This window comes from Paraburkholderia terricola (assembly GCF_003330825.1).
GTDB lineage: Bacteria > Pseudomonadota > Gammaproteobacteria > Burkholderiales > Burkholderiaceae > Paraburkholderia > Paraburkholderia terricola.
Map to the genome: position 1 here is coordinate 1,256,865 of NZ_CP024942.1, position 20,634 is coordinate 1,277,498.

13 protein-coding genes are annotated in these 20,634 nt (G+C 62.9%); 8 read left to right on the forward strand and 5 right to left on the reverse strand.

Annotated elements, in window-relative coordinates:
• Positions 1-39 precede the first annotated feature (39 nt).
• Together CUJ90_RS24230 and CUJ90_RS24235 are read left to right on the forward strand one after the other, a co-directional pair.
• On the forward strand, positions 40-1,458 hold the full coding sequence (locus CUJ90_RS24230) for a DUF1254 domain-containing protein (protein ID WP_114164084.1): 1,419 nt from the start codon (positions 40-42) through the stop codon (positions 1,456-1,458).
• A gap of 250 nt (positions 1,459-1,708) precedes the next feature.
• A complete protein-coding gene (locus CUJ90_RS24235; protein ID WP_114164085.1) occupies positions 1,709-5,521 on the forward strand; it encodes a DUF748 domain-containing protein in 3,813 nt (1,270 codons plus the stop codon).
• A 90-nt stretch (positions 5,522-5,611) separates the two neighbouring features.
• Here the strand turns inward: CUJ90_RS24235 and pdxR are convergent, their stop codons facing one another.
• On the reverse strand, positions 5,612-7,159 hold the full coding sequence (pdxR, locus tag CUJ90_RS24240; protein WP_083081788.1) for a MocR-like pyridoxine biosynthesis transcription factor PdxR: 1,548 nt from the start codon (positions 7,157-7,159) through the stop codon (positions 5,612-5,614).
• Between the two features lie 185 nt (positions 7,160-7,344).
• Between pdxR and CUJ90_RS24245 the strand changes: the two genes are divergently transcribed.
• The 6 genes from CUJ90_RS24245 to CUJ90_RS24270 all read left to right on the forward strand — a co-directional run bounded on the left by CUJ90_RS24245 (position 7,345) and on the right by CUJ90_RS24270 (position 14,420).
• Positions 7,345-8,442 carry an ABC transporter ATP-binding protein gene (locus tag CUJ90_RS24245; RefSeq protein WP_073431340.1) on the forward strand — a complete coding sequence of 366 codons (1,098 nt, stop codon included), beginning with the start codon at positions 7,345-7,347 and terminating at the stop codon, positions 8,440-8,442.
• A gap of 108 nt (positions 8,443-8,550) precedes the next feature.
• Positions 8,551-9,600 carry an ABC transporter substrate-binding protein gene (locus CUJ90_RS24250; RefSeq protein ID WP_073431341.1) on the forward strand — a complete coding sequence of 350 codons (1,050 nt, stop codon included), beginning with the start codon at positions 8,551-8,553 and terminating at the stop codon, positions 9,598-9,600.
• A gap of 174 nt (positions 9,601-9,774) precedes the next feature.
• Positions 9,775-11,043, forward strand: coding sequence for an ABC transporter permease (locus CUJ90_RS24255; RefSeq protein ID WP_186814168.1), 1,269 nt, complete (start codon positions 9,775-9,777; stop codon positions 11,041-11,043).
• 16 nt (positions 11,044-11,059) lie between these two features.
• Positions 11,060-11,899 (forward strand): ABC transporter permease, encoded by an 840-nt coding sequence (locus tag CUJ90_RS24260; protein ID WP_114164086.1) that lies wholly within the window; start codon positions 11,060-11,062, stop codon positions 11,897-11,899.
• 161 nt (positions 11,900-12,060) lie between these two features.
• Positions 12,061-13,347, forward strand: coding sequence for a sensor histidine kinase (locus CUJ90_RS24265; RefSeq protein WP_227470492.1), 1,287 nt, complete (start codon positions 12,061-12,063; stop codon positions 13,345-13,347).
• Positions 13,344-14,420, forward strand: coding sequence for a hypothetical protein (locus tag CUJ90_RS24270; protein ID WP_083081781.1), 1,077 nt, complete (start codon positions 13,344-13,346; stop codon positions 14,418-14,420). The genes CUJ90_RS24265 and CUJ90_RS24270 overlap by 4 nt, the downstream gene beginning before the upstream one ends.
• 150 nt (positions 14,421-14,570) lie before the next feature.
• Here the strand turns inward: CUJ90_RS24270 and acnA are convergent, their stop codons facing one another.
• From acnA to prpC, 4 genes are all read right to left on the reverse strand, one after another.
• The gene (acnA, locus tag CUJ90_RS24275; protein WP_083081779.1) at positions 14,571-17,288 is read right to left on the reverse strand and encodes an aconitate hydratase AcnA; all 2,718 of its coding nucleotides are present in this window, start codon (positions 17,286-17,288) and stop codon (positions 14,571-14,573) included.
• 46 nt (positions 17,289-17,334) lie between these two features.
• Positions 17,335-18,786 (reverse strand): bifunctional 2-methylcitrate dehydratase/aconitate hydratase, encoded by a 1,452-nt coding sequence (locus CUJ90_RS24280; RefSeq protein WP_114164087.1) that lies wholly within the window; start codon positions 18,784-18,786, stop codon positions 17,335-17,337.
• 24 nt (positions 18,787-18,810) lie between these two features.
• Positions 18,811-19,320 carry a hypothetical protein gene (locus CUJ90_RS24285; RefSeq protein ID WP_114164088.1) on the reverse strand — a complete coding sequence of 170 codons (510 nt, stop codon included), beginning with the start codon at positions 19,318-19,320 and terminating at the stop codon, positions 18,811-18,813.
• A 103-nt stretch (positions 19,321-19,423) separates the two neighbouring features.
• A complete protein-coding gene (gene prpC, locus CUJ90_RS24290; protein ID WP_114164089.1) occupies positions 19,424-20,611 on the reverse strand; it encodes a bifunctional 2-methylcitrate synthase/citrate synthase in 1,188 nt (395 codons plus the stop codon).
• Positions 20,612-20,634: the final 23 nt, after the last annotated feature.

Here is a 20,634-nt window from a genome sequence, read left to right on the forward strand (position 1 = left end):
ACGTCTCCCTTAGGGCAGCACGTTCCGCCACCTGAACGAATGATAAAAAATCGCCGAGAACTGTTTACGCTTCACTGGACCTGCGCATCGCTCGCGGGCCTCGCACTTCTGGCGGGGTGCGCGTCCACCCCGTCCGCGACGCAAAAAAATACTGGCTGGATCAAGGACGAAGTCGCCGATTCTTATGTGTTCGGCTATCCGCTGGTGCTGATGGGCGTCGCACGCGACGCGGCGGTCGGCACCGATCCGGGCCAGGCGCCGCTCAATACGTTGCGCCACGCCCAGGCATTGCCGCCGATCGGCGCGGCGTATCCGTTGCAGCCGAGCCTCGATACGCTGGATTCGACTGGTTGGCTGGACGTGGGCAGCGAGCCGGTGATCGTGTCATTGCCCGACTCGCGCGGCCGTTACGTCGACGCCCGCGTGCTCGACATGTGGACCAACGTCGTCTGGTCGACCAGTTCGCAGTTCGCCACCCGCGCCGCGGGCATCAAGGCGCAAACGATTGCGTTCGTGAGCCCCGGCTGGCAGGGCGACTTGCCCAAGGGCGTGAAGCGCGTCGACGTGCCGACCCGCAACGCGTGGGTGAGCGTGCGCATTCAGTCGAACGGCACGCGCGACCTGACGGCGGTGCGCAAGCTGCAGCGCGCCATTCGCGTCGCGCCGCTGAGCGTCTATGCAGGCGACACGCGCTCGGTGTCGATCGCTGCGCCACGCGTGAGTGCCGCCGATGCCGCAGTGGGCGCCTCCGGCACGCCGGCCGCGCAGGTCGCCGCGCTCGACGCCAACGGTTTCTTCAACCGGCTCGCGCAGGCCTTGCCGGACAATCCGCCGACGCCGGCCGACCCGCATGCACTGAAATTCCTTTCGGACCTGGGCGTGACGCCAGGCGAGCCCGTGAAGCTGCCGAACGCGCCCGAGGCCGTCGCGGCCGGTCTCGCCGATGGTCACGAGCGCGTCGTCACGCAGCCGTCCAATCTGCTGACCGGCAACGGCTGGAACTGGTTCGGCGACGGCGTGGGCAACTACGGTCCCGATTACGCGCTGCGCGCTTATGCCGCCGCCACGCAACCGGGCATCGGCACGAAGGACGACGAAGTGCGCGCGGTCGTCACCCAGGACAGCGACGGCCATGCGCTCAACGGCGCGAACCGCTACGTGATTCACTTCGCGCCGAACCAGTTGCCGCCGGTGCGCGGCTTCTGGTCGATCACCGCCTATACGAAGGATGGCGCGTTGGGCGAAAGCGCGCCGGCGCGTCTCGCGGTCGGCGACCGCAATGGCGCGCGCCGCAATCGCGACGGTTCGCTCGACGTGATCGTGTCGTCCACGCGCGGCAAGAGCGGCAACTGGCTGCCCGCGCCGCGCGCGGATCTGCAACTGGTGCTGCGTCTGTACGCACCCAGGCCGGAAGCCACCGACGGCAGTTGGCAACCGCCGGCCGTCGTGCGTCAGTAGACCGCTTCAGTCGACTCCTTCAGCGGCATGCATCGCTGCCATGCGGCAGCGATGTGACAGCAACGCATGAGCGGGGTATGAAGCGCCGCATGTCCGCCGCTGTGGCGCGACGCACATGCGGCGCTGTCGCGTGGAGCATTGTGTAAGCACGCTTTACATTGCTGTCTCGTGCGAGGTTCCAGACTTATACTGCCGCTTGCGGGATTTTCGTTTCGCGGCGGGCTTGCCGCCGCATTACCCAAGACCGAGCATGGCAAGCCTCAATAAAGCGTCACTAGCCTCTTCCATTCAGACCGTGCGCGAGGTCGCGCAGTCACGCCGCACTCGGCGCGTTATCATGGGTCTGCTGATTTTCCTCGTAGCGTTCGGCCTGTTGGGTTTTTTCGCGGCGCCGCCGCTGATTCGCCATATCGCCGAACAACAGCTCAGCAAACAACTCGACCGGCCGGCCAGCATCGGCCGCATCGCGCTCAATCCCTACACGCTCACGCTCGAAGCCGACCGCGTGCATATCGGCGAGCGCGGCGGCGCGGGCGATTTCGTGGATATCGCGCGGCTCGTCGTGCGGGCGTCGTGGAGTTCGCTGTTTCGCGCCGCGCCGATCGTCGATGAAGTGCAACTCGATTCGCCGCGCTTTCATATCGTGCGCTACGACGCGCAACGCTTCAATTTCACCGACCTGATCGAGAAGTTCGCGAGCCAGCCGAGCGCGCCCGATAGCAAGCCGACGCTCTTCTCGGTGTCGAACATTCGTCTGGAAAACGGCCAGATCACGTTCGACGACAAGCTGCTCGGCGCGACCCACGTGATCGATCAGTGGAAGCTCGGCATTCCGTTCATCGCCACGCTGCCTTCGAAAACCGATATCTTCGTCGAACCGCTGCTGCGCGCGCGCATCGACGGCAGTCCGCTTGCCATCGACGGCAAGACCAAGCCGTTCGCGGCGTCGCGCGAGTCGGAAGTGTCGCTGCGTTTCGACGGGCTCGATGTGCCGCGGCTCATGTCGTACGCGCCGGCCAGGCTGCCGGTGATCGTGCAATCCGGCAAGCTCTCCACCGACCTCAAGCTCAACTTCGTGATGTCCCACGACGCGCCTTCGTTGCGCGTGGCGGGCACCGTCGATATGAACGACGTGGACGTGCGGGACCCGGGCAAGGCGCCGTTCTTCGCCGCGCGCACGGTGCATGTGGCCGCCGCGACGCTCGAGCCGCTCAAGAGCCTTTATCACTTCGACGATATTCGTATCGACGCGCCGAGCGCCAATCTGGCGCGCGACAAAAACGGTGTGCTGAGTGTGGAGCGGATGTTCGCGCCGACGCCGGCGGCTTCGGGAAGCGCGGCTGCATCCGCATCCGACGCGACTGCGGCGAAGCCCGCCGCTAGCGCGCCGGCCGCGGCATCAGGCGCCAGCGCCACGCTAACGGTCGGTGCAAAGGCCGCCCCGCCGCTGGATCTGTCGATCAAACGCTTCGCGCTCAACGACGGCGTAGTGAACGTCCACGACGAAGCCGGCTCGCGGCCTGTCGACCTCGGCCTGCAAAAGCTGGCCGTCACGCTGACCGATTTTTCGACGCTCGCCACCGCGCCCGCGCATTACACGCTGAACACGGACTTCAAGGGCGATGGCGGCTCGCTCGGCGCGGCGGGCGCGTTCGGCCTCGTCGCTCAAACGGCCAGCGCCAAGCTCGACCTGAAGTCATTGAAATTGCCGCTGCTGCAACCGTATCTCGACACCGCGACTGCCACGCAAGTGCTGGACGGCGCGCTCTCCGCCAGCGCGAATGTCGGCGCGAACTGGTCCAGATCGCCGGTGGCCGTGATGGTCGCGGATACGCAACTGGATCTGCAATCGCTGAAGCTGGCGGCGCGCGGCAGCAAGGAGCCGGTCATCTCGCTCGCGCAAGGCCGCGTGACGGTCAAGCAGGTGGACGTGGCGGCACGCACGGCCGACATCACGGGCGTCGACACGACCGGCCTCTTGGTCAACGCGGCGCGGCTGAAAGACGGCAGCATCGACCTGGCTTCGCTCGCTGGTCCGCATGAAACGGAGCAGCGGCGCACGGCGACGCACGCGGTCACGAAAGCGCAGGCGGAAGCGCCCGTATGGCGTTACAAGATCGGCGAGTTGAGCCTGAAGGACGCCACGGCCAATTTCACCGACAACACCACGCCGCAGCCGGTCAAGCTGAACATCGCGCCGCTGCAACTCAAGGTGCGGCAGATCAGCGACGACCTCAGCCGTGCGCTGCCAATCGAGCTCCAGGCAACACTCAACAAGAAAGGCACGCTCGGCTTGACGGGCAACGTCACGGCCACGCCGCTCAAGCTGGCCGTCAAGGTGAACGCGAACCGGCTCGACGCCGCGGCCTTCGAACCGTATTTCGGCAGTCAGTTGAATGCGGTGATCGCGAGCGCGCTGCTCAATGCAAACGGCGAACTCGCGGTGACTCAGGCGAAGACGTTGAAGGCGAGCTACCACGGCGACATGGCGCTGGTCGACGTGCGAATGCTCGACAAGGCGACTTCCGACCGGTTCGCCGGCTGGGGCTCGCTCGCGCTGTCCAATCTGAAAGCCGACTACGACGAGCGCGGCACCGTGGTGGACGCGGGCCGTGTCACGTTCACCAGGTTCTACGGGCGCGTGCTGCTCGACGCGCAAGGCAAGCTCAACCTCAATCAGGTGGTCGCCCATGAAGGTGGCGCCGCCCAATCGCTCACGCGCGACGGCAGCGGCGCCGATCCGGTGCCGTTGACGCCGCAAGCGTCGTCGGCCGTGGCGGCGGCGTCCGCGCCGGTCCCGGCTTCGGCGGCCACGCCCGCGATCGTGCCGGTGGCGACGGCGACCGTCACGGCCGCCGCGCCGCCGCAAAGCCCGGTGAAGCTGCACTTCGGCCAACTGGTGTTGCAGCAGGGCCGCGTGACGTACACGGACAACTTCGTCAAGCCGAATTTCACGGCCAACCTGGTCGGCATTCAGGGCACGGTGGGCGCGTTCGGCACGCAATCGACCACGCCCGCGCCGGTGGACATCGCCGCGAAACTGGCGGCCAACGGTCCGCTGTCGATTCGCGGCACGGTCAATCCGCTGGTTGCGAAGCCGTCGCTCGACCTGACCGCCAGCGCGCACGATATCGAGCTGACCAACCTCACGCCGTATTCGGCGAAATACGCCGGTTATCCGATCACCAAGGGCAAGCTGAACGTCGACCTGCATTACACGCTCGAGAACGACCAGTTGAACGCGAACAATCACCTGTTCATCGATCAGCTAACGTTCGGCGATCACGTCGAAAACGATACGGCGACCAAACTGCCGGTGCGTCTCGCCATCTCGCTGCTGAAAAATTCGCGCGGCGAAATCGACGTGAATCTGCCCGTGTCCGGTTCGTTGTCGAATCCCGAGTTCAGCATTGGCGGCCTGATCTGGCACGCGGTGCTCAACCTGTTGCAGAAGGCGGTAACGTCGCCGTTCTCGCTGATCGCCAATGCCTTCGGCGGCAACGGCGAGGAATTGGGTTACGTCGAGTTCGAGCCGGGCTCGGCGAAGCTCTCGGACGCCGACAGCAAGAAGCTGGACACGATCGTGAAGGTGCTCGCCGACAAGTCGTCGATCCGGATGGACGTGATCGGCCGGGTCGACCCGGCCATCGACGAGCCCGCCTTGCGGATGCGCTATGTCGATCGCCTCGTCAGGCAGCAGAAGATCAAGGATGTGGTGGGCAACGGCGAGAGTGTCGATGTCTCGACCATGACCGTCGATCCGCAGGAATACGACAAGTATCTGACCAAAGCCTACAAGTCGGCGGACTTCAAGAAGCCGCGCAACTTTGTCGGCCTGACCAGGAGCCTGCCGGACGACGACATGAAGAACGCGCTCGCCGCCAACGCACCGATCGACGAGGCCAGCTTGCGCCAGCTCGCGCAGCAGCGTGCGCAAAGCGTGCAGCAGTATCTGGAGGGCAAGATCGACAGCAGTCGTGTGTTTATCGTCGCGCCGAAGCTGAACGCCGAGGGCATCAAGGACAAGGGCGCGACGACGCGGGTGGATTTCGGCTTGAACTGAGGTGTGTTGTAAGCGCCCGCTCGCCGCTCGACAGGGGCGGCGGCGCGCGCTTCAGTGCGAATCGACCGGCGATCCGCGCGGCCGCGCCGATCAGGCCGCGCGCGTCGGCGCCTTCAACGCGGTTCGCTCGATCACGCGCGCGAGCGTGTCGAACGCCGGCCCGATCTTTTCGTTCGCCACGCACGCATAACCCAGCAGCAGTCCGCGCCGCGCGGGGGTGGCGCTGCTGTAGTAGGCGGCGAGCGGCCGCACGATCACGCCGGCATCGAAAGCCGCGACTGTCACCGCGCGATCGTCCGCGTGATCCGGCAGGCAGAGCACCAGATGCAGGCCGGCTTCGTCGCCTATCACCGGCAGTTCGTTGCCGAAACGCGCGGTGATCGCGTCGATCAGAATCTGCCTGCGTTCGCCGTAGAGCGCGCGCATGCGGCGAACGTGCGAGGTGAGATGGCCGTCCATGATGAAGTCGGTCATTACCGCCTGCTGCATCAATTGCCCTTCACGATAAAGCTCGGCCACGCCGGTGCGAAACGTGTCCACCAGATGCTCCGGCGCGATCATGTAGCCGATCCGCAAACCCGGAAACAGCATCTTCCCCAGGCTGCCCACGTAGATCACCTGGCCCGCGTCGTCGAGCCCTTGCAGCGAGGCGAGCGGCCGGCTGCCGTAGCGGAACTCGCTGTCGTAGTCGTCCTCGATGATCCAGACGTTGTGCTGGCGCGCGTATTCCAGCAGCGTGCGGCGGCGCGCGAGACTCATCACCATGCCGAGCGGATATTGATGCGACGGCGTGACGAGCGCCAGGCGCGGCGGCTGTTGCAAATCCTGCTCGCTGGGGTTCAGGCCTTCGTCGTCGACCGGGACCGGCACCAGCGTGATCCCCGACGATTGCAGCACGCTGCGTGCGCCCCAATAGCACGGCTCCTCGACCCACGCGCGATCGCCGACGTCGGTCAACAAACGCACGGCCAGATCGATCGATTGATGAATGCCCGTCGTGATGATGATCTGATCCGGCGTGCAATTCACCGAGCGCGCGACGCGCAGGTAATCCGACAGCGCCCGCCGCAACGGCCGGTAGCCGCCGCCCGGCGCATAGGTGAGCAGATCGGGATTGGCTTCTTTCCACAACCTCGCCTGCAAGCGGCTCCACGTGCGCGCCGGGAACTCCGCGACGTCGGGCACGCCCGGCATGAACGCGCCCCACTGCTTGGCGGAGACGCCGGCCTGATCGATCAGGCGCCGCCCGCGAGTCGAGAGGTCGCTGAGACCGCGTTTTGGCGGTTTCGGAGCCTCCGCGGCCGGATCGCCCGGCGCATCGGCACGGGCCACCGCCGGCTTCTTGCGCGCGTTCACCGCCGCGGCGTCCGGCCGCGTGTCAGCCACATACGTGCCGCTGCCGGTGGTCGAGATCACGTAGCCTTCGGCGGTCAACTGATCGTAGACGTGCAGCACGGTATTGCGCGCGATGCCGAGGTCTTCGGCCAGCGTGCGGGAGCTCGGCAGCTTGGTGCCGGGCGGTAGCTGGCCGGTCAGAATCGCCTGCTGCATGAGCCGCAGCGTCTGCCGGTAGACCGGCTCGGCGGCGGTGCGGTCGAGTCGCGCGGCGAGCCAATCCGACAAAATCACGGTGTCCAAGTGGTTCTATCCGGAATAATGAAATGGTTCCATATTGTAGAACCGTAAGAGACTATAGTGGGCCACGCAATTGACGCTATCCCTCTGTTTTGCAGGGGGAACCGGCCGGAGCGCAGCAACCATCTTGCATGGGACCGGAGCTGGCGCTTCAGCGCTTACTCCGGTCGACAGAGGAGACTAGGGCGATGAAAACCGATGACGTGATCGTCAGCTTTCGAGGTGTGCGCAAGACCTATGACGGCGAAACGCTGGTCGTCAAGCAACTCGATCTGGATATCTATCAGGGCGAATTCCTGACGCTGCTCGGGCCGTCGGGTTCGGGCAAGACAACTTGTCTGATGATGCTGGCGGGCTTTGAATTTCCCACCGGCGGCGAGATCTGGCTCGACGGCACGCTGCTCAACACCGTGCCGCCGCATAAGCGCAACATCGGCATGGTGTTTCAGAACTACGCGTTGTTCCCGCATTTGACGGTCGAGCAGAACGTCGCGTACCCGCTTACCGTGCGCAAGCTTTCTGCCGAAGAACGCGCACATCGTACGAATAACGCGCTGAAGATGGTGCGCATGGAGAGCTTCGCCAAGCGTTATCCGGCGCAGCTTTCCGGCGGCCAGCAGCAGCGTATCGCGCTGGCGCGGGCGCTGGTGTTCGAGCCGAAGCTCGTGCTGATGGACGAACCGCTCGGCGCGCTCGACAAGCAGTTGCGCGAACACATGCAGTACGAGCTCAAATCGCTGCACGAGAAGCTCGGCGTCACATTCGTCTACGTTACGCACGATCAGGGCGAAGCCTTGACCATGTCGGACCGCGTCGCGGTGTTCGATAAAGGCATCGTGCAGCAACTGGATACCGTCGACCGTCTCTATGAATCGCCGTGCAATGAGTTCGTCGCCAATTTCATCGGCGACAGCAACAAGCTGCGCGGCACGATCGCGAACGTGGACGGCGAGTACTGCGAGTTTCATCTGATTGACGGCACGCGGCTGACGGGCCGCAATATCGGAGGGGCGCGGGCGGGCACGCCGGCCGTCGCGTGTATCCGGCCCGAGCGCATGAAGCTTGCGAACGGCGTGTCGCGCGCGGGCGCCAATGCGCTGAGCGGCGAGGCGCGCGGGCTGATCTATTTCGGCGACCACGTGCGCATGCGTTGCGGTCTGCCGGAACAGGACGAGTGCTTCGTCAAGGTGCCGCTCGGCACGGAATTGCTCGATACATTCGCGCCCGGCGCACCGGTTGCGCTGGAGTTTGCGCCCGAGCATCTGCGGGTTTTCGCGGGGGCGTGAGCGCGGTCAACGCATGATTCGTCGGACGCACGCAGTCGAAGTCAGCCGCACATAACAAGCCGCACCGTACCTAGCTTCACGCATACCACCAAAGGAGAGCAACACACCATGAGCAAGATCGGGAAATCGCGCTGCGCCATCGCTGTCGGTGCTGTGGCGCTCGCGCTGGGAGCCGCGCAAGTCAATGCCGCCGAACTGACGGTCGTCAATTTCGGTGGCGCGAACGGCGACGCGCAAAAGGCCGCGTTCAACCAGCCGTTCGAATCGCAAACGGGCAACAAGGTGACCGCCGTCGAATACAACGGCGAGCAGGCCAAGGTCAAGGCGATGGTCGAAGCCAAGCACGTGAACTGGGACGTGGTGGAGGTCGAATCGGGCGACATCGGCCGTGGCTGCGACGAAGGGCTGTACGAGAAGCTCGACTGGTCGAAGATCGGCAAGAAGTCGGATCTGATTCCTGAAGCGCCGCAAACCTGCGGCGTGGGTTTCTTCGTGTGGTCGACGGCGCTCGCGTATAACGCCGACAAGCTGAAAACCGCGCCGGCCGGCTGGGCCGATTTCTGGGACGTCAAGAAATTCCCGGGCAAGCGCGCCATGCGCAAGGGTGCGCGCTACAACCTGGAGTTCGCGCTGATGGCGGATGGCGTCGCGCCGAAGGATGTCTACAAGGTGCTCGCCACCAAGGCGGGTCAGGACCGCGCGTTCAAGAAGCTCGACGAACTGAAGCCGAACATCCAGTGGTGGGAAGCGGGTGCGCAGCCGCCGCAGTTCCTCGTCGCGGGCGACGTGGTGATGTCCACCGCGTACAACGGCCGGATCGACGCCGCGCAACGGGAAGGCAAGAACCTGAAGGTGGTGTGGAACGGCAGCATCTATGACCTCGACTATTGGGGCATTCCGAAGGGTTCGCCGAACAAGGCGCTGGCTGAGAAGTACATCGCCTATTCGATCTCACCGAAGCCGCAGGCGGAATACGCGCATCACATCGCCTATGGTCCGGTGAACGTGGCGGCGATCAAGGCGCTCGATTCGAAGACGCTCGCGAATCTGCCGAACTCGCCGGAAAACGGCAAGAATGCGGTGCTGCAGAATCTCGGGTTCTGGACCGATCATGGCGATGAACTGGAGCAGCGTTTTTCGTCGTGGGCTTCGAAGTGATTTGTTAGTTTTGGGTGGGACCAGAGTTAAGCGTTGAAGCGCTCACTCTGGTCGATAGCTCTGCATGGGGTGGGAGTAAGCGCTAAAGCGCTAACTTCCATCGACAGCTTTGCATGGGACCAGAGTAAGCGCTGAAGCGCTAACTCTGGTCGACAGGAGACGGGTGTGACTACGATGACGATTGCCGCCGATTCGACGCCTGAATCAACCGGCCGACTCAAGCGCGAACTGAAAGCCGCGGAATCCAGAAAGCGTGCAATGGCGCTGCTGCTGATCGCGCCGCTCGCGATTTTTCTGCTGCTGATTTTCGTCGTGCCGATCGGCGCGCTGTTGACCCGTGCCGCGCAGAATCCCGAAGTGGTTAGCGCTCTGCCGCATACGCTAGGCGCGTTGAGCGGTTGGGATCGCAAATCTCCGCCGCCGGATACCGCGTATGCCGCATTGGCCGTCGACCTCACCGCGGTCGCCGATAGCGACGGCATGGGTGCGCTGGCGCGGCGCCTCAACGTGGAGATTCCCGGCTATCGCTCACTGGTTGCAAAATCCGCGCGCGCCATGCCGTTCGTCGACGATAACAGCCAGCCGTTGAAACTGACGCCCGCCCAGATTCATGCGAAATTCGTCGAACTGGACGAGCGCTGGAACGACATTGCGTACTGGCAGGCCATCGCAAAGAATGCCAGCGTGTATTCGCCGTTCTATTTACTCGCTTCGCTGGACCATAAGCAGGACGCGTTCGGTCACATCATCCCGACCGATCCCGATCAGCAGATTTATCTCGCCGTGTTCAGCCGCACCTTTGTGATCGGCGCGGCCGTGACGTTTTTTGCGCTGCTGCTGGGCTATCCGCTCGCGTACTGGATCTCGACGCTCTCCGAGCGCCGCGCGAACCTGGTGATGATTCTCGTGCTGATTCCGTTCTGGACGTCGATCCTCGTGCGCGTCGCGGCATGGATCGTGATCCTGCAAAGCGAAGGGCTGGTGAATAAAGCGCTGATCGGCAGCGGACTGCTGCACGATCCGCTTTCGCTGCTGTTCAACCGCACCGGCGTGTACATCTCGATGACGCACATTCTGCTGCCGTTCATGATCCTGCCGCTGTACAGCGTGATGAAATCGATCCCGCCGACCTACCAGCGCGCCGCGATCTCGCTCGGCAGCCATCCGTTCGCCGCGTTCTGGCGCGTGTACGTGCCGCAGACTTATCCGGGCATCGGCGCGGGCGCGCTGCTGGTGTTCATCCTGGCGATCGGCTACTACATCACGCCGGCCTTGCTCGGCGGACCGAACGATCAGATGGTCAGCTATTACGTCGCGTACTTCACCAACGTGACGATCAACTGGGGCATGGCGTGCGCGCTAGGCGGCTTGCTGCTCGCCGCGACACTCGTGCTGTACGTGATTTACGGGCGCTTCACGCGTTCTTCATTGAGCCTCGGCTGAACCGGAGCCTACTGCGATGAAACTTGCCAAGCCCCTGTTCGCGCCGCATACGTCGTGGGTCGAGCGCGTGTGGTATTTCGCATTGCGCGCGCTTGCCGTGCTGACGCTGCTGTATCTCATTCTGCCCGTGTTGGCGATCGTGCCGCTGTCGTTCTCGTCGAGCACGTTCCTGGTGTATCCGATTCCGGGTTGGTCGCTGCGCTGGTATCAAAACCTGGTGGCGTCCGATGAATGGCGCATGGCCGCCAAGAACAGTTTTATCGTGGCGCCGTCCGCGACGGTGGTCGCGACCGTGCTCGGCACGTTGGCCGCGATCGGGCTGACCAAGGCGAACTTTCGTGGTAAGGCGCTGCTAATGGCCGTCCTGATCTCGCCGATGATCGTGCCCGTGGTGGTGGTCGGTGTCGGCATGTATCTGTTCTTTGCGCCGCTCGGGTTGGCGAACACGTATGTTGGCCTGATTCTGGCGCATGCCTCGCTCGGCGTGCCTTTTGTCGTAACCACGGTGGCGGCGACCTTGCAGGGATTCAATTACAACCTCGTGCGCGCCAGTTTGTCGCTGGGTGCCAATCCGGTCACGACGTTTTTCCGCATCACGTTGCCCGTGATTGCGCCGGGCGTGATTTCGGGCGCGCTGTTCGCTTTCGCGACGTCATTCGATGAAGTGGTCGTGACGCTGTTCCTCGCGGGCGCTGACCAGACGACATTGCCGCGGCAAATGTTCACCGGTATCCGCGAGAACATCAGCCCGACCATCGCTGCGCTTGCGACGATTCTGATCGTGTTTTCTACTTGCCTTTTGCTGGCGCTCGAGTGGCTGCGCGGAAGAAACGCGGCGCGGGCGGTGAAAGCGTGAACATCGGCTTGAATGGATGACCGCCAGTCGAGTAGCAAGAGGAAGTCGCTGCCGGGACGCCTTTGGTACTCGCTTCGCGTAACAGTGACAGTGGGAATGCCTCGCCTAGCCAACTGGAGTGGACCGAACACGCAACCTCGGTCGGAAAACGAGCGTGGCAATTGACACTCGCAGCGCTGGCGTTCGCCGTACTGGCTGGCGTGTGTTTGTCGCGAGCCGCGCTAACGCGCATTGCCAAAAACAACAAACTGATTGTCTCCGAGTGGGCCCGCCGATGCGAAGCAATCGAGGCGCGGGAGCGGACCACACGCGCCGCGGCTTCGCAGCAGGCGAGCGCTGACCTAATGCGAGAGCGGCGCAGATTCCTGGGCGTGGTGCGTTTCTATATCGAAGCGCCATTGAGCGCGGTTGCGGATTTATTCGAGCCGCTTCAAGTGGTAACCAAGCCGTCCGCACAATCCGCACAGTTGCAGGCGATTCAATCCGCAATGCGCATCTGGCGCCAAACCCTTCGTGATCTGTTCGACAATTCACCTCTGGAATCGCGCGCTTTCGTTCTCGACGAAAGCGCGACGAACGTGCGCGAGTTCATCAAGAGTGTGATCACGCTCCTTACACCATCGACTACGCATCAAGGCGTGCGCTTGAGCGCGAGCGTCGACCAAACGGTGGCGGCGGTGATTATCGTCGACGGCACCCGTCTCGGTCAGATCCTTTTCCATTTGCTGAACCGTGCGATCCAGTCGGGCATGCACAAAGAGATTGCGCTTGTGGTGCGGGCCGACTCATTGAACCTGGGTTCGCAGCGCATTTTTTTCAGCATAAGGGTCGGCGGCGGCAAGCTTGGCGGCACTGATGCTGATGAATCGCGCACGAGCGAAGGTTTCGGTGACGCTGATGCTTCCCTGCCGCTTTGCCAGTTGCTCGCTCAGCGCATGCGAGGTGAACTTTCCGTCGCGAGCAGCGCGGAGGCTGGCGTTTTCGCGACCTTCAATGCGCCGTTCGCCGTCGAGCAATGGGAATCGGAGCGAGAGGCAGATGGCAATACACCGTTGCCTGCAACGTGCAATGCCGTGCATGCCGATGCCGCTTCAACAGTTGCTTCCCATGAACCTTTCGGGCGCCGGTATCTGACCGCGCTGTCAGAAGAAGGTGTCGATCTGCCCTCGTTTCTGGATGGCTGGCGTCGTGCAATGAATGACGACCTCACACGCCTCGCCACATTGCGTCGCCCGGAAGACGATGAGCACCTGCCTGCCTTGCTGCATCGATTGAGCGGCGCCGTCGGTCTGGTCGGCGCGCGTGGTTTGATGGAAGCGCTGCGGCGCGCTAGCGCCTCGCCGCGGGAACGCAACGCCGGCGCGATCGACGCGCTCGCGGAACGCACCCGAACCCTTGTCATGCAACTCGGCGCAGCGCATGACCCACAACGGAGCACCGTACGATGAACAGACCGCTGGCCTTGATCGAAGGCGATCTGGCGCTTCCCAGCGCGCGGTCGCTCGCGGGCTTGCCGCCGCCTTACGGCTCGGGCCGTCGGCCGGTACAGGCGCGGCGAGAGCCGCAGCCTGCGGCGCTCACCGCGGCGCAACGGGCGATCCAGCACGCCGTGCAACGTGCGGAGCCATTGGCATCCCGCAGCCGGCTTCCGTCAGACGCGAAGTATATTTTTCTCTATAAGGCGCCACAGCGACGCGACTATTCCTATAGTTTCGACGCGCAGTTGGCCGAAGCCAGGCGTTATCTCGATGCGGGTAAGCAGCGCTCGTCTTCGTCTCGTGCAGATCATGTGGCCGGCGCGGCGATCTTCGTGAGTTGCAGCATTGCGCTGGCCTGGCTGTTGATCACAAGTGCGACGCCCGACGCCGATAGCGCGACCACGCTGGCCGCGACGCTGGATCCCGTCACGAGGGCCGACGTGCGGCATTCCGAAGGTGCTGTCAAGCTGACGCAACCGGTGGTTGAAACAGCGTCGACAAGTGCGGAGCGCGCGCCCGCAGCGGCCAGCTCGGTGCCGACGACAACGTTGGCAAACTCCAGTGCGGCGGCCATGGCGCCTGCAACTCGCGCGAAGAACGATTCCGTTGCCGCGAAGGCAGTACCGCCAGCCAAGCCAGCACAATTGGTGCGGGCTGACGCGCCGCGTGTAAAGCAGCCACTCGTCGCACGCGCGACGACACATGGCACGACGACGAATCGTTTTGCAACGGTCGATCGCAAAGCTGCAATCGCGCGCTTGAGCGAGACGCAAGTCGACAAGCGCCTTGCATTGACCCGATCCGCTCGTCCGGCCAGCCAGCCTTCGATCTCGCAGCAACCCGAGTGGATTGCGCGAGCGTCGGCTAACCACGATTCCGCCGAACAGGCGGCCCTGCTCGACTGGGCGAAGCAGCAGCGCGCGAAGGTTACAACGCGGGCGTCGACGCCAGTGCCGGGCAACACGGACTGGAACGCCCGCATGATTCAGCGCAGGATCACCGACAACCCCGACGCTTTTCGGTCAGACTTCGGTCCAAAGTAGTCGCCGCATTCAACGGCCGGTTGTCCGCGGTTGCTATTTCGAGCAACGAAAAAAAAGCCCGGCCATTTGGCCGGGCTTCTAAAGTCGGCTGCATCCTCCACAGAATGCAGCCCCTGCAAAACAGCAAAGCCGTTTGCGCTACCGCCGAAGTTAGGCAGCCAGCAGCGAGCGCAGTACGAACGGCAGAATTCCACCGTGCTTGTAGTAATCGACTTCGATCGGCGTGTCGATACGCAGCAGCACCGGAACGCGCTTTTCCTTGCCGTCCTTGCCGCGAATCACCAGCGTCACTTCTTGTTGCGGCTTGAAGTCCGCGCCCAGGCCTTCGATGTCGTACGTTTCCTCGCCGGTGATGCCGAGCGATTGCACGCTATCCGAGCCCTTGAACTGCAGCGGCAGAACGCCCATGCCGACCAGGTTCGAACGGTGGATCCGCTCGAAGCTGCGTGCGACCACGGCCTTCACGCCTAGCAGTTGCGTACCCTTCGCAGCCCAGTCACGTGACGAACCCGTGCCGTACTCTTCGCCTGCGAATACGATGGTCGGCGTGCCGGCGTCGATGTACTTCATCGCTGCGTCGTAAATCGACAGCTGTTCGCCACTCGGCTGGTGAATCGTCAGGCCGCCTTCCACACGCGAGCCGTCTGCCTTCGCCGGGATCATCAGGTTCTTGATCCGGACGTTTGCGAACGTGCCGCGCATCATCACGTCGTGGTTGCCGCGGCGGGAGCCGTAGCTGTTGAAGTCGGCCTTCTGCACGCCGTTTTCCTTCAGCCACTTGCCTGCCGGCGAGTCTTCCTTGATCGAGCCAGCCGGGCTGATGTGGTCGGTCGTGACCGAGTCACCGAAAATGCCCAATGCGCGCGCGTTCTTCACGGCTGCGATGCTGTCGGCCGGCGTCATCGAGAAATCGTTGCCAAAGAACGGCGGCTCGGCGATGTAGGTCGACTTCGGCCAATCGTAGACCTGGCCTTCTTCGCCTTCGATCTTGCTCCACAGGTCGCCCTTCTTGGTCAGCGACGAGTAGTTCTTGCGGAACGCGTCCGCATCCAGCGCGAACTTGAGCAGTGCGTTGACTTCTTCGCTGGTCGGCCAGATGTCGCCCAGGTAGATGTCCTTGCCGTTCTTGCCCTTGCCGACCGGTTCGGTCATCAGGTCGCGCGTGATGTTGCCGGCGATCGCATAAGCGACAACCAGCGGCGGCGAGGCCAGGAAGTTCGCGCGGATGTTCGGGTGAATACGCGCTTCGAAGTTACGGTTGCCCGACAGAACCGCTGCCGCGACGATGTCGTTCTTCGTGATCGCTTCGTTCAGTTCCGGCGTCAGGTCGCCTGCATTACCGATACAGGTCGTGCAGCCGTAAGCGGCAAGCGTGAAACCGAGCTTGTCGAGGTACGGCAGCAAGCCGGTCTTCGTCAGATATTCGGTGACGATGCGCGATCCCGGCGCAAGCGAGGTCTTGATGTGCGGCGCGACCGTCAGGCCCGCTTCCACCGCTTTCTTCGCCAGCAGGCCGGCGGCCAGCAGCACGCTCGGGTTCGACGTGTTCGTGCACGACGTGATCGCGGCGATCAGCACGTCGCCGTTCTTCACGTTCACGCCGTTGCTCGTCGTGTATTGCGCGTCCAGATCGGCTTCCTTCTTCGCAAAGCCGTTTTCCGCCACTGGCTTCGAGAACAGGTCGCTGAAGGTCGACTTCACGTGACCGATTTCGATGCGGTCTTGCGGGCGCTTCGGGCCTGCCAGCGACGGAGCCACCGTGCCGAGATCCAGCGTAACGACCTTGGTGTAGTCGATATCGCCGTCCTTTGGAATACCGAACAGGTTTTGCGCCTTGAAGTAGTTCTCGAAGGCCGAGATTTCCGCGTCTGTGCGGCCCGTGCCCTTGAAGTAGTCGATGGTTTTTTCGTCGACCGGGAAGAAGCCCATGGTTGCGCCGTATTCCGGCGCCATGTTGCCGATCGTGGCGCGGTCCGGCAGCGACAGCGAGCGCGTGCCTTCGCCGAAGAACTCGACGAACTTGCCGACCACCTTTTCCTTGCGCAGCAGTTCGGTGATGGTCAGCACCAGGTCGGTCGCCGTCACGCCTTCGCGCAGCTTGCCCTTCAGGTTCACGCCGACCACGTCCGGCGTCAGGAAGTACACCGGCTGACCGAGCATGCCGGCTTCAGCTTCGATACCGCCCACGCCCCAGCCCACCACGCCGATGCCGTTGATCATCGTGGTATGGCTGTCGGTGCCGACCAGCGAATCCGGGTAGTACACGGTATCCGCGCCTTCGGCTTTCTTGTGCACGCCGCGTGCGAGATATTCCAGGTTTACCTGGTGAACGATGCCGACGCCCGGCGGCACGACCTTGAACGTGTCGAAGGCCTGCATGCCCCACTTCATGAACTGGTAGCGCTCGTTGTTGCGCTGGAATTCCAGCTTCATGTTCAGGTCGAGCGCGTTCTTTTCGCGGAAGTGATCGATCTGCACCGAGTGGTCAACCACCAGATCGACCGGGACCAGCGGCTCGATCGACTTGGGGTTCTTGCCGACGCGTTGCGCGACACCGCGCATTGCAGCGATGTCGGCGAGCAGCGGCACGCCGGTAAAGTCCTGCAGCACGACGCGCGACACCACGAACGGGATTTCGTCGACGCGCGCGGCGCTCGGCTTCCAGTTAGCGAGTTGCGTGATGTGTTCTTCGGCGATCTTCTTGCCGTCGTAGTTACGCAGCACCGATTCCAGCACGATACGGATCGAGACCGGCAGACGCTCGATCTTGATGTTCAATGCCTTGCCGAGTTGCGGCAGGGAGTAGAACTTGCCTTTGCCGGAACCGCTGTCGAATTCCTTGAGCGTTTTGTGGAGGTTGTGGGCCATGGTGTTTTCCTTGGTTTGATCGCGGAACTACAGTACTTAACTTTGACTAGATGATGTACAGATCGACGTACTCATGAACCGGCATGGCTTCGAGCCTTGCCTGATCCAGCGATACGTCGAGAATCGCCAGTTGTTGCTTGACCGGAAAGCGGCGCGCGAGGTTGGTCCTGAACTTCTCGACCAGCAACGGAATTCCGTCTTCGCGACGACGCTTGTGACCGATCGGGTATTCGACCACGACTTCGTCGAACTTCGATCCGTCGTTGAATTCGACCGTCAGTGCATTGGCGATCGAACGCTTCTCGGGATCGTGGTAATCCTGCGTGAACCGCGCGTCTTCGACGCATTCCATCCTGGCGCGCAGCACATCGATACGCGCGTCCTGCGCGATCGAATCTTCGTAATCCGCGGCCGTCAAGCGGCCATGGATCAGCGGCACGGCGATCATGTACTGGATGCAATGATCGCGGTCGGCCGGATTGTTCAATGGACCCTTCTTGTCGATGATGCGGATCGCGGCCTCGTGAGTGCGGATCGTGATCTTCCTGATATCTTCCACGCGCCTGCCTTGGGCGGAGAGTTGCGCATGCAGCGTCATCGCGGCTTCCACCGCGGTTTGCGCGTGGAACTCAGCGGGGAACGAGATCTTGAACAGCACGTTTTCCATGACGTAAGAGCCATACGGGCGCTGGAATCTGAACGCATTGCCCTTGAAGAGCACGTCGTAAAAGCCCCACGTTTTGGCCGTCAGCACCGACGGATAGCCCATCTCGCCGGTCTTCGACATCAGCGCGAGACGCACGGCGCGCGACGTCGCATCGCCCGCGGCCCACGATTTGCGCGAACCGGTGTTCGGCGCGTGACGGTAGGTACGCAGCGGGTGTCCATCGACAAATGCCTGCGATACCGCGTTGATCAACTCGTCGCGGCTTAGGCCGATCAACTGGCCGACCACGGCGGTCGAGGCCAGCTTCACCAGCAGCACATGGTCGAGCCCGACCTTGTTGAAGGAGTTTTCGAGCGCGATACAGCCTTGAATTTCGTGCGCCTTGATCATGGCGATCAAAACGTCTTTCATCGTCAGCGGCGCTTTGCCCGCTGCGACGGCACTGCGCGAGAGCCAGTCGGCCGTGGCCAGGATTCCGCCGAGGTTATCGGATGGATGGCCCCATTCGGCCGCAAGCCATGTGTCGTTGAAGTCCAGCCAGCGGATCATTGCGCCGATGTTGAAGGCGGCCTGAACCGGGTCCAGCTGGAACGACGTGCCCGGCACCTTCGCGCCGTTGGGGACGATCGTGCCCGGCACGATCGGTCCCATCAGCTTGGTGCAAGCCGGGTAGGTGAGCGCCTCGAGTCCGCAGCCAAGCGTATCGATCAGGCAGTGACGCGCGGTTTCCAGCGCGAGCGTGCTACCGATCTGTTCATTCCGCACGTAATCGACGATATCGACCAGGACTTTGTCCGGGGCGGGTCGCACGTTGGAAATGGGAGCGGACATCGAGGCCTTTCCTGGTGAGGAAAATTAGTTGCTGGTCTTGTCGATCGCGTTCGATTGCGTCGGAGCCGGCGCGCCTTCCAGCATCGCCGCCGTCTTGCATTCGTCGGCGAGGCGCGAGCTGTCCTTATCCGAGAACAACATGGCTTTGGTCGGGATCACGATCAGATCCATACCCGACGCAGCATCGTGGAAACGGTCCGCGCCCGTGGTGGTCGTTGCGCGCGGCAAGTTGTAGTTCTTGTTCGCCCAGTGAACCGTGACGATCTGGTCACGCTTCATGTCGCCCTTGAGCTGGAAGGCCAGACCTTCGTTGCACAACCACTTTTCCGCACCTTCCGGAATCGGGTCGATCTTCGCTTCCTTCGCGGGATTCGGCTTGCGCTTGATCAGGCGCTTGGGTTGCGGCTTTTTCGGCGTGGCTTTCGTGGCAGCGGGCTTCGTGGTCGTCGCCGTTTGCGCAGCGGCGTCAGTCGCGACGGTCAACACCGTCGTGGACAGGGCGCCAATCACGGCGGCGATCATCAGCTTTTTCATGGAGAAAACCTTTCTATCTAATTTCAGTTGAACGGTGCGGGCTACCGGTCCAGGCCGACCGCAAGGGTTGAACTGCACGCGCTTTGGAAGCGCACAGCGACCGCTATTTTCTCCTATTTAGCGGCACGAACTTCAAATTCTCAGGTCCGGTGTAATTGGCGCTCGGACGGATGATCTTGTTGTCGATGCGCTGCTCGATGATGTGCGCGCTCCAGCCTGCCGTGCGCGAGATCACGAAGAGCGGCGTGAACATCGCCGTCGGCACGCCCATCATGTGGTACGAAACCGCGCTGAACCAGTCGAGATTTGGAAACATCCTTTTCACTTCAGCCATCACTGTTTCAAGTCGCTCCGCGATGCTGAACAGCTTGGTGTTGCCCGCTTCCTTCGAGAGCTTCCGCGCGACTTCCTTGATCACCTTGTTGCGCGGATCGGAAATCGTGTACACCGGGTGGCCGAAACCGATCACCACTTCCTTGTTCTCCACGCGACGGCGGATGTCCGCCTCGGCTTCGTCGGGTGTCGGGTAGCGCGACTGGATGTCGAACGCGGCTTCGTTCGCGCCGCCGTGCTTCGGTCCGCGCAGCGCGCCGATCGCGCCGGTGATCGCCGAATAGATGTCCGAGCCCGTGCCCGCGATCACGCGGCCGGTGAAGGTCGACGCGTTGAATTCATGCTCCGCGTACAGGTTCAGCGATACATGCATCGCGTCGACCCACGACTTCGACGGCGCGACGCCATGCAGCAGATGCAGGAAATGGCCGCCGATCGAGTCGTCGTCAGTTTCGACCTCGATGCGCCTGCCGTTGTGCGAGTAGTGATACCAGTAGAGCAGCATCGAGCCGAGCGAGGCCATCAGTTTGTCGGCGATGTCGCGCGCGCCCGGCAGGTTGTGATCGTCCTTTTCCGGCAGCACGGTGCCGAGCACCGAGACGCCCGTGCGCATCACGTCCATCGGATGCGCGGCGGCGGGAATCCATTCGAGCGCGGCCTTCACGTTCGCGGGCAGGCCGCGCAGCGCCTTGAGCTTCGTCTTGTAGGCGCCCAGTTCGGCCTGGGTCGGCAGTTTCTCGTGGACCAGCAGGTACGCGATTTCCTCGAATTCGCACGCGCCGGCGAGATCGAGAATGTCGTAGCCCCGGTAGTGCAGGTCGTTGCCGGTCTTGCCGACCGTGCACAGCGCCGTATTCCCCGCGGTCACGCCGGACAGCGCCACGGATTTTTTCGGTTTGAAGCCGCTTTGGGCTTCGTTCCCGCCTTGTGCGCCGGCGGTTTGCGTCGTATCGCTCATCTCCCGCTGTCTCCTTGGTGCCT